12 protein-coding genes are annotated in these 8155 nt (G+C 73.0%); 11 read left to right on the top strand and 1 reads right to left on the bottom strand.

Translation table 11 applies throughout. From position 1 onward, the window contains the following. Positions 1-140: 140 nt before the first annotated feature. Positions 141-1028 (bottom strand): helix-turn-helix domain-containing protein, encoded by an 888-nt coding sequence (locus AC1MIR_RS27430; protein ID WP_480031345.1) that lies wholly within the window; start codon positions 1026-1028, stop codon positions 141-143. Between the two features lie 194 nt (positions 1029-1222). Between AC1MIR_RS27430 and AC1MIR_RS27425 the strand changes: the two genes are divergently transcribed. The 11 genes from AC1MIR_RS27425 to AC1MIR_RS27375 are packed head-to-tail and all read left to right on the top strand — an operon-like array spanning position 1223 to position 8145. After that, positions 1223-1528: a hypothetical protein gene (locus AC1MIR_RS27425; protein ID WP_480031344.1), complete on the top strand. Its 306-nt coding sequence runs from the start codon at positions 1223-1225 to the stop codon at positions 1526-1528. 41 nt (positions 1529-1569) lie between these two features. Beyond that, positions 1570-2772: a patatin-like phospholipase family protein gene (locus tag AC1MIR_RS27420; RefSeq protein WP_480031343.1), complete on the top strand. Its 1203-nt coding sequence runs from the start codon at positions 1570-1572 to the stop codon at positions 2770-2772. Beyond that, on the top strand, positions 2772-3527 hold the full coding sequence (locus AC1MIR_RS27415; protein ID WP_480031342.1) for an acetoacetate decarboxylase: 756 nt from the start codon (positions 2772-2774) through the stop codon (positions 3525-3527). The genes AC1MIR_RS27420 and AC1MIR_RS27415 overlap by 1 nt, the downstream gene beginning before the upstream one ends. Continuing rightward, positions 3524-4261, top strand: coding sequence for an acetoacetate decarboxylase (locus tag AC1MIR_RS27410; protein WP_480031341.1), 738 nt, complete (start codon positions 3524-3526; stop codon positions 4259-4261). The genes AC1MIR_RS27415 and AC1MIR_RS27410 overlap by 4 nt, the downstream gene beginning before the upstream one ends. Positions 4262-4297: 36 nt before the next feature. Then, positions 4298-5080, top strand: a complete 783-nt coding sequence (locus tag AC1MIR_RS27405; protein ID WP_480031340.1) for a 3-hydroxybutyrate dehydrogenase — start codon at positions 4298-4300, stop codon at positions 5078-5080. A gap of 2 nt (positions 5081-5082) precedes the next feature. Further along, a complete protein-coding gene (locus AC1MIR_RS27400; RefSeq protein WP_480031339.1) occupies positions 5083-5298 on the top strand; it encodes a hypothetical protein in 216 nt (71 codons plus the stop codon). After that, positions 5295-5450, top strand: a complete 156-nt coding sequence (locus AC1MIR_RS27395; RefSeq protein ID WP_480031338.1) for a hypothetical protein — start codon at positions 5295-5297, stop codon at positions 5448-5450. Before AC1MIR_RS27400 ends, AC1MIR_RS27395 begins: the two co-directional genes overlap by 4 nt. After that, a complete protein-coding gene (locus AC1MIR_RS27390) occupies positions 5447-6508 on the top strand; it encodes a Rieske 2Fe-2S domain-containing protein (RefSeq protein WP_480031337.1) in 1062 nt (353 codons plus the stop codon). Before AC1MIR_RS27395 ends, AC1MIR_RS27390 begins: the two co-directional genes overlap by 4 nt. Further along, the gene (locus tag AC1MIR_RS27385; protein ID WP_480031336.1) at positions 6505-7245 is read left to right on the top strand and encodes a hypothetical protein; all 741 of its coding nucleotides are present in this window, start codon (positions 6505-6507) and stop codon (positions 7243-7245) included. Before AC1MIR_RS27390 ends, AC1MIR_RS27385 begins: the two co-directional genes overlap by 4 nt. Next, on the top strand, positions 7242-7445 hold the full coding sequence (locus AC1MIR_RS27380; RefSeq protein WP_480031335.1) for a hypothetical protein: 204 nt from the start codon (positions 7242-7244) through the stop codon (positions 7443-7445). Before AC1MIR_RS27385 ends, AC1MIR_RS27380 begins: the two co-directional genes overlap by 4 nt. Further along, a complete protein-coding gene (locus AC1MIR_RS27375; protein WP_480031334.1) occupies positions 7438-8145 on the top strand; it encodes an SDR family NAD(P)-dependent oxidoreductase in 708 nt (235 codons plus the stop codon). Before AC1MIR_RS27380 ends, AC1MIR_RS27375 begins: the two co-directional genes overlap by 8 nt. The last annotated feature ends 10 nt before the right edge of the window (positions 8146-8155 follow it).

Here is an 8155-nt window from a genome sequence, read left to right as displayed (position 1 = left end):
CCACACCCCCCCCCCCCCCCGCCCCCCCCCCCCCCCCCCCCCGCCCCCCCGGGCCCCCCGCGCCAGGTGGCGCGAAGCCAAGCGCGGCGCCGGCGTCCGAGGCGACGAAGGTGAGACCTTCGTCCGCCCGGTCTGAAGGGTCAGCGCCGGACGCGGCGATACTGGCCGGGTGTCACGCCGGTGGCGCGGCGGAAGCTGGTGGTGAAATGCGCCTGGTCGGCGAAGCCGCAGGCCTGAGCGATTTCGGCCAGCGGCAGGTCCGCGTCCAGCAGGTCCTTCGCATGCGCCACCCGGCAGGCGGTGGCGAAGGCGCGCGGCGTCTGGCCGGTCGCCAGCTTGAAGGCGCGGCTGAAATGGAAGGGCGAGAGCCGGATGCTCGCCGCCATGTCGGCGATGCCGAAGGGCTCCGCCAGATGCGCCATCGTCCAGTCGCGCACCCGCGAGAGGCGGGCCGGTGAGAGCGAGGCAGCGGGCGTCGGCGCGCCGGGCGGGTCGGCCAGGCGCAGCAGCAGCGCCACCAGCGACAGCACCGCGCCATCGCTGAACAGGCGTCCATGCGGGCTGTCCGGCAGGCCTTCCGCCCACATCAGATCCAGCAACTGCGCGATCGCGCCGGATCGGAACACGCCGGCATGCAGTCGGCCGAATCCGGGCGCGGCGGCGGCCGGATTCGCCTCTGCCAGGATCTGGGCGACCAGCGGCGCGGGCAGGGAGACGAAGCTCTTCTGGTGCGGCGCGTCGTTGGCGAAGTGCGTGGCGACGCCGGGCGCCTTCAGCACCAGGCCGCCGCGGCGGAACGGCGCCTCGCAGCGTCCCGCGCCGACGTCGAAGCGCATGCGCCCGCTGCCGCGCTCGTTGATCGCCAGCGTGAAGTCGTCTGTCGGCGGGTCGGGAAAGTCGCCCGCCGGCTGCGAGAACCGCACCAGGGCGACGGGTTGCGATCCCGCAAGGCGCAATGCCTGCAGGAAGGGTGCGTAGGCGCCATGGCCATACACCTCGGCCAGGCTGCGGCAGCCTGTCCCGGCCAACTCCATTGCCTTCCTCCGCGCGGGCCTGCGGCCCGCCTTCGCGGGTGCAGCATCGGTGGCAGCGGCGCGCGAAGTCAACCATCGAACCGCGCGGGTTGCAGCAACCGGGCACAAGACCGCCGCAGGAAGACGCAAGACGATGTCCGCGGGCGCGCGGACAGTGCGCGGCGGCATCCAGTGACCGGACCAGCCTGATGGGCATCACGCGTGACGAGAGGATCACCGACGCCGGCCTTCTGCGCCGTCGGCTGTGCGAGGCGCAGGCCGGCTGCGAGGTGGCCTATCGCGCGGTGCTGCACTGGGCGGCGGAACGCGCCGACGGCAACGGCGATGTCGGCAGCACGCTGATGCTCCTGCACAGGCTGCGCCACACCTATCATCCCAGCGGCTGCCCCGAAGCATGGTTGGCGGCAATCATCGCCGCGGCGGCGCGTGGCGGGGACGCGACGGCGCGCCGCGCAGCGCGCGTAACCGCCCGTGCCGGCGCGGCGAAGCGATGACAGCCGCGCAGGCGTCGCCGGCGGCAGAGGAGATCATGCAGATGCCCGCTTCGAGCTACCCGCCGCGTCCTGCCGGCTACGACAAGCATGTGGCGCTGGTGCTGCAGGGCGGCGGCGCGCTCGGCAGCTACCAGGCCGGGGTGTACGAGGCGCTGGCGGAGTCGGCGTATCTGCCGGATTGGGTCGCGGGCATCTCCATCGGCGCCATCAACGCCGCGATCATCGCCGGCAACGCGCCGGAGCGGCGCGTGGAGAAGCTGCGCCGCTTCTGGGAGACGGTGACGGCGCCGCCCGCGCTCTGGCCCGGCTGGATGGCGGCCGCCGTGTCGCACATGCCGGGCGCGCGGCGGCATCTCGGCGCGACCAGCGCGCTGCTGTTCGGACAGCCCGGCTTCTTCCAGCCGCATCCCTTCGACGCCTGGCTGTTCCGCGGCCCGAGCAGCTTCTACGACACCGGCGCGTTGCGCAGCACGCTCGAGGCGCTGGTGGATTTCGACCGCATCAATGCCGGCGGCGGCCCGCGGCTGAGCGTCGGCGCGGTGAATGTGCGCACCGGCAACCTCGCCTATTTCGACAGCGCCGCCATCGCGATCCGGCCGGAACATGTGATGGCCAGCGGCGCGCTGCCGCCCGGCTTTCCCGCGGTGGAGATCGAGGGCGAGCACTACTGGGACGGCGGCCTCGTCTCCAACACGCCGCTGCAATACGTCATCACGCAGATCCCCCGCCGGTCGCGGCTCACCTTCCAGGTGGATGTGTTCCATGCGCGCGGCATGCTGCCGCTCGACCTCGAGGAAGTTGCGGAGCGCGAGAAGGACATCCGCTATTCCAGCCGCACGCGCGCGGCAACCGATGTCATCCGCACCACCCATGACGTGCGGCACAACATCAACACGCTGTGGGAGAAGCTGCCGCAGAAGCTGCGCGAGACGCCGGAGGGCCGGTTCCTGTACAACTATGGCTGCGTCACCACGATGGACATCGCGCAGCTGATCTACCGGCCGCGCGACGGCCAGGGCCATTCGAAGGACTACGAGTTCAGCCGCGCCACGATGGAGGAACGCTGGGCGCAGGGGCGCGAGGATGCGGAACAGACGCTGGCCGCCTCCCCCTGGCTGGCGCCGATGCCCCCGGAGGTCGGCGCGCGCACCTTCGACGTCGCCGGCGCGCGCGCCCGGGCCGCCGCCGCGGCCGCCGCGGCACCAGCGGCACCAGCGACACCAGCGCCGGAGGAAGCCGCCTGATGGAGGAGCGCGAGGTTCTCGCCGGCGCCTTCGCCATGCCGCGCACCAGCCCCTCCTATCCGATGGGCCCCTACCGCTTCACCGACCGCGAATACCTCTCCATCGCCTACCGCACCGACGCCGCGGCCGTCGCGCGGCTGCTGCCGGAGCCTCTGGCGCCGGTGGCGGCCGAGGCACGGGTGCAGTTCATCCGCATGCCGGACAGCACCGGCTTCGGCGAATACGCGCTGGTGCTGCAGTCTCTCCCCTGCCGCCTGCCGGATGGCGAGACCGCCGGCTACATCCTCGGCGCCTATGTGAACTCCCACACGGCGAATTCGGGCGGGCGCGAGCTCTGGGGCTTTCCGCAGAAGCTCGCGCGCCCCTCGCTGGCGGTGGAGCGCGACACGCTGCTCGGCGCGCTGGACTTCGGCCCGGTCCCGGTGGCGCGCGCCTCCATGGGCTTCAAGCACCGTGCGCTGGCCGAGCCGGAGGCGCTGGCGGAGATCGCGGCGCCGGGCGTGATGCTGAAGATCATCCCGCATGTGGATGGCCGCCCGCGCATCTGCGAGCTGGTGCGCTGCCGCCTGGGCGGGCTGCGCTTCAAGGGCGGCTGGACGGGACCTGCCTCGCTTTCGCTGATGCCGCATGCGCTGGCGCCGCTGGCGGCGCTGCCGGTTCTGGAGATGCTGCGCGGCGTGCATGCCATCGCGGACTGCACGCTCGAGCTCGGCGACGTCGTCCACGACTACCTCGCGGAAGGAATGACGGCATGACGCGCGACGAGGTGCGGCGCACCGCCTTCGCGATGCCGCTCGGCAATCCCTCCTACCCGATCGGGCCCTACCGCTTCGTGGACCGGGAATACCTGATCATCACCTACCGCACCGACGCGGAGGCGCTGCGCCGCGTTGTCCCGGCGCCGCTCGAATTCGACACGCCGCTGGTGAAGTACGAATTCATCCGCATGCCGGACAGCACCGGCTTCGGCGACTACACGGAAAGCGGGCAGGTCATCCCGGTGCGGCTCGGGGCGCAGCATGGCGGCTATGTCCATGCGATGTTCCTCGACGACGATCCGCCGATCGCCGGCGGACGCGAGCTCTGGGGATTCCCCAAGAAGCTCGCGCAGCCGACGCTGCGCGTGGAGCGCGACACGCTGCTCGGCACGCTCGACTATGGCGGGGCGCGCATCGCCACCGGCTCGATGGGCTACAAGCACCGCCCCCTGCCGGAGGCAACGCTGCGCGCCGCGCTCGCCGAGCCCGGCTTCCTGTTGAAGATCATCCCGCATGTGGATGGAAGCCCGCGCATCTGCGAGCTGGTGCGCTACCGCCTGACGGACATCGTGCTGAAGGGCGGCTGGACCGGGCCGGCGGCGCTCTCCCTCGCGCCGTATGCGCTGGCGCCGGTCGCGGACCTGCCGGTGCGGGAGGTGGTCTCCGCGACGCATCTGATCGCCGACCTCACGCTCGACCTCGGCGAGGTGGTCCATGACTACCTCGCCTGAGCCGCGCGCCACCCTCGCCACGCCAGGATCGAGACCATGAGCAGGTTGCAGGACCAGGTCGCCATCGTCACCGGCGCGGCCGGCGGCATCGGCCGCGGCATCGCGCATCGCCTGGCGCGGGAGGGCGCGGCGGTGGCGATCGCCGATCTCGCCCTGCCGGCGGCGGAGGCGACCGCGGCGCAATTCCGCGCGGAGGGCCTCGCCGCGATGGCGGTGGCGATGGATGTCAGCGACGAGGCGGCGGTCGAGGCCGGCGTCGCCGCCGTGCTGGAAGCCTGGGGCCGGGTGGACATCCTGGTCAGCAATGCCGGCATCCAGATCGTGCATCCGCTGCATGAGTTCCCGCTCTCCGACTGGCGGAAGATGCTGGCGATCCATCTCGACGGCGCCTTCCTGACCACGCGGGCCTGCCTGAAGCCGATGTACGCCGCCGGGCGCGGCAGCATCGTCTATATCGGCTCGGTCCATTCCAAGGAGGCCTCGGTGCTGAAGGCGCCCTATGTCGCCGCCAAGCACGGGCTGATCGGCCTGGCGAAGGTGGTGGCCAAGGAAGGCGCGAGGCACGGCGTGCGCGCCAACACCGTCTGCCCGGGCTTCGTGCGCACGCCGCTGGTCGAGAAGCAGATCCCCGAGCAGGCGAAGGCGCTCGGCATCACGGAAGCCGAGGTGATTCGCGACGTCATGCTGAAGGAAACTGTGGACGGCGAGTTCACCAGCATCGAGGATGTGGCCGAGGCCGTGCTGTTCTTCGCGGCCGCGGGGAGCAACGCGATGACCGGCCAGTCCCTGATCGTCAGTCATGGCTGGTGCATGGAATAGGCATGCTCTCCCCCGCCGTCGCGCATTGGGTGGTGGAGCTCGCGTTGATCTACGCCGCGATCGGTGTCGGCGTCGGCATCGCCTTCCTCGCCTTCGGCATCGAGCGCTTCGACGCGGCGGCACGCGGCGCGCATGCCTTCCGCCCGCTGCTGCTGCCGGGTCTTGCGCTGTTCTGGCCGCTCGTGCTGTGGCGCTGGCTGCGAGAGGCGCGGCGATGACGCGCCGGCATCGCCGCGCGCATCTCGGCATCTGGCTCGGCCTCGCGCTGCTGTTGCCGCTGCTGCTCGTCGCGGCCGCCGCGCTGCGCCTCGGCGCGCCGCCGGCGGAGGCGCCGGTCCGTCTCTCCGCGCCGGGACCCGGCGCGCGATGAGCGCGCGGCGCGTTCCCGTCTCCTGGACCCCGGCCAAGCGGACCTATGACGCAGTGCTGGTGGTCGGCGTCCTGCTGTATCTGCTCGCCTACGAGCATCTCGGCCCGCTGCTGCAGGACGCCGCGCGCGCGCCGGACGCGCAGGTCACGCGCATCCGCGCCTATGGCAGCTGCGCCTTCCTGCTGCTGACCATCGCGCTGGCGATCGGCCCGCTGGCGCGGCTCGACCGGCGCTTCCTGCCGCTGCTCTACAACCGCCGCCATCTCGGCGTGGTCACCTTCCTCGTCGCGCTGATGCATGCGCAGCAAGTGCTGGGCTGGCACTTCGCCTTCAGCCCGACGCCGCCCCTCGTCGCCATGCTCTCGAGCGAGCCGCGCATCGGTGCCGCGCCGGGCCTGCCCTTCGTGCCGATGGGCGTGCTGGCGCTGCTGATCCTCTTCGCGCTGGCCGCGACGAGCCATGATTTCTGGCTGCACTTCCTGACGCCGCCGGTCTGGAAGGCGCTGCACATGACGATCTACGCGGCCTATGCGCTGGTCGTCCTGCATGTCGCCTTCGGCGCGCTGCAATCGGGCGAGAACGTCACGCTGGTCGCGGTTGTCGGCGCGTCCGCGACGCTGCTCGTCGCGCTGCACATCGCCGCCGGGCTGCGCGCGGCGCGGCAGGATGGCGCCGTGGCGCCGTCCGCCGGCGAGGCGCCCTGGGTCCTGGCCGGCCCGCCGGAGGCCATCGCCGAGGGCCGCGCCATCGTCATCCGCCCGCCGGACGGCGAGGCGGTGGCGATCTTCCGCCATGCGGGCCGGCTTTCCGCGGTGACCAATCTCTGCGCGCACCAGAACGGGCCGCTCGGCGAGGGGCGCGTGGCGGATGGCTGCATCACCTGCCCCTGGCACGGCTTCCAGTACCGGCTGGAGGATGGCTGCGCCCCGCCGCCCTACACCGAGAAGCTGGCAACCTATCGGCTGCAGATGCGGAGCGGGATGGTGTGGCTCGATCCGCGCCCGAACCCGCCCGGCACCCGCGTGGAGCCGCTGCGCGTCGCGGAGCCCGCGGCGTGAGCGCGCGCGAGGAATTCTTCATCGGCTGGGCCGCGACGCCGCCGCGCCTGCGCGGCTTCCTGCTTCGCGTCGCGGGAGCGCTGCTGCTCGGCCTGGTGCTGGCGGGCCTGCTGCTGGCCGGCGCCGCGCGCGATCCGGCCGGTGCGCGCTTCGCCACCGTGCCGGGCCAGGCGAGCCTGGCCGACCTGCCGATCGCCGATGCGGTGGAGGGCACCCTGCTCGAGGGGCCCTCCCCGCTGCTGCACCTGCCCGAGTCAGGCCGCACCCTGCTGCTCTCCGCCGACGGCAAGCTCGGCCCCCCGCGGGAGGTCGCGGCCCTGGCCGGGCGGCGCGTGCGGGCGGAAGGCTTCGTGCTGCGCCGCGGCGACATCGAGATGCTGGTCCTGAACGCGCCGCCGGTGCCGCTCCCCGCCGCGGCGATCCCGCCCCCACCCGTGCCGCTCGGGCGCTGGCGCATCACCGGCGAGATCTGCGACGGCAAATGCGCCGCCGGCGGCATGCGCCCCGGCACCGGCATCGCGCATCGCGCCTGCGCCACGCTCTGCCTGGATGGCGCGATTCCGGCCGTCTTCGTCGCCACCGGGCCGGTGGCGGGGCATGCCTTCCTCGTCCTCGCCGATCGCGACGGTGGCCCGCCGATGCCGGCCTTCCGCGACCTGATCGGCCGCCGCCTGACGCTGGAGGGCGAGGTTGCGCGGCATGGCGGGCTGCTGGTGTTCCGGGCCGAGCGCCCATGATGGCCGCGCTGCGCAGCCCCGCCCTCGCGCTGCTGGCGCTTCTGCTGGCCTGGCTGGCCTGGACGGCGGCGGGCTGGCTCGTCGCCCGATTCGGCCTGCCGCTCGCCGAGACACTGCAGCAGGCGGCGCTGCTGCTGCTCGCACTCGGTCTCGCCGATCGCGTCTTCCCCACCGAACCGCCCGGAGATCCCCATGGCTGAGCCGCGTATCGTCCTCGTCACCGGCGCGGCCGGCAATCTCGGGCGCGCCGTGGCGGCACGACTGGCAGCGGAGGGGCACAGCCTGGCCCTGCTCGACCGCGCCGCGCCGCCGCTGCAGGCGCTGGCGGCGGGGCTGCCCGGCGCCGCGGCGCATCTGCCGCTGCCCGAGGTGGACCTGATGGACGCCGCCGCCTGCTCGGCCGCGGTCGGCCGCATCCTCGACCGCTACGGCGGGCTGGACGGCGTGGCCCATACCGTCGGCGGCTTCGCCGCGGCGCCGATCGCCGAGGCCGCGCCCGAGCTTTGGGAGAGCATGTTCCGGCTGAACCTGCTGACCACCGCCAACATCTTCAACGCGGCCATCGCAGGCATGCGGCCAGCGGGGCGCGGCGCGCTGGTCGCGATCGGCGCGATGGCGGGGCTGAAGGCGGCGTCGGGCCTCGCCGCCTATGCCGCGGCGAAGTCCGGCGTGCTCCGGCTGGTCGAAAGCTATGCCGAGGAGCTGAAGCCGGCGGGGCTGCGGGTGAACGCCGTGCTGCCCGGCACCATCGACACGCCGCAGAACCGGGCCGCCATGCCGGACGCCGATGCCTCCGGCTGGGTGCAACCGGAGCAGCTGGCCGAGGCCGTCGCCTTCCTGCTGTCCGACGCCGCCTCCGGCGTCACCGGGGCGCTGCTGCCCGTCACCGGCCGGGGCTGACCCGGCCGTC

The organism is Falsiroseomonas sp. RANM36 (assembly GCF_056682175.1).
Note: the sequence above shows the minus strand (reverse complement) of the source record. Positions and strands in the feature narration are given on the sequence as shown.

Excerpts from the sequence above, each read along its gene's own strand:
- AC1MIR_RS27410 (WP_480031341.1), top strand. The coding sequence starts at position 3,524 with ATGACGCGCGACGAGGTGCGGCGCACCGCCTTCGCGATGCCGCTCGGC.
- AC1MIR_RS27425 (WP_480031344.1), top strand. The coding sequence starts at position 1,223 with ATGGGCATCACGCGTGACGAGAGGATCACCGACGCCGGCCTTCTGCGC.
- AC1MIR_RS27420 (WP_480031343.1), top strand. The coding sequence starts at position 1,570 with ATGCCCGCTTCGAGCTACCCGCCGCGTCCTGCCGGCTACGACAAGCAT.
- AC1MIR_RS27380 (WP_480031335.1), top strand. The coding sequence starts at position 7,242 with ATGATGGCCGCGCTGCGCAGCCCCGCCCTCGCGCTGCTGGCGCTTCTG.
- AC1MIR_RS27415 (WP_480031342.1), top strand. The coding sequence starts at position 2,772 with ATGGAGGAGCGCGAGGTTCTCGCCGGCGCCTTCGCCATGCCGCGCACC.
- AC1MIR_RS27375 (WP_480031334.1), top strand. The coding sequence starts at position 7,438 with ATGGCTGAGCCGCGTATCGTCCTCGTCACCGGCGCGGCCGGCAATCTC.
- AC1MIR_RS27390 (WP_480031337.1), top strand. The coding sequence starts at position 5,447 with ATGAGCGCGCGGCGCGTTCCCGTCTCCTGGACCCCGGCCAAGCGGACC.
- AC1MIR_RS27400 (WP_480031339.1), top strand. The coding sequence starts at position 5,083 with ATGCTCTCCCCCGCCGTCGCGCATTGGGTGGTGGAGCTCGCGTTGATC.
- AC1MIR_RS27405 (WP_480031340.1), top strand. The coding sequence starts at position 4,298 with ATGAGCAGGTTGCAGGACCAGGTCGCCATCGTCACCGGCGCGGCCGGC.
- AC1MIR_RS27395 (WP_480031338.1), top strand. The coding sequence starts at position 5,295 with ATGACGCGCCGGCATCGCCGCGCGCATCTCGGCATCTGGCTCGGCCTC.